This is a genomic window from Actinacidiphila sp. bgisy144, from assembly GCF_057708105.1.
This window is the reverse complement of record NZ_JBYIRM010000120.1, coordinates 1-511: the sequence shown is the minus strand read 5'-3', so window position 1 is coordinate 511 and position 511 is coordinate 1. Positions and strand designations below refer to the sequence as shown.

Annotated in this window: 1 protein-coding gene; it reads right to left on the bottom strand. The window is 71.4% G+C overall.

Annotation, left to right across the window (positions count from 1 at the left end):
• A partial coding sequence (locus AC3EVP_RS36990; protein ID WP_435138206.1) for an acyltransferase domain-containing protein occupies positions 1–501 on the bottom strand: 501 nt, incomplete at its 3' end.
• Positions 502–511 lie beyond the last annotated feature (10 nt).

Sequence of the window (511 nt, the reverse complement as noted above, 5' to 3'; positions counted from 1 at the left end):
GGTGAGGGCGGCCAGCACCTCGCCCAGCGAGTGCTCGTCGTCGAGTTGCAGGACCTCGGCGATGTGGGCCACGTCGCCGCCCTCGACGGCGTTCCAGAAGCGGATCTCGGCCGGGTCGGCGCCGGACTCCGCAGAAGCGGGGGCCGCCTCCGCGGTGGACGGCTCCAGCCAGTAGCGGCGGTACTGGAAGGCGTAGGTGGGCAGTTCGACGACCTCGGCGGCCGGGAGCACCTTGCGCCAGTCCACGGAAAGCCCGCCGACATACGCCTCACCCAACGCCCGCAGCACCCGCGCCGCACCCGCGTCCTCACGCGTCAACGTCCCCACCGTCAGCACCGACCCGGTACCCGCGTCCTCAGCCGTCTCCGTGATCGCCGCAGTCAGCACCGGATGCGGCGACACCTCCACGAACGCCCCGAACCCCACCCCCAGCAGGCCCCGCACCGCCTCCTCAAAACGCACCATCCGCCGCACATTCGCAAACCAATACCCCCCGTCCAGCTCCTCACCG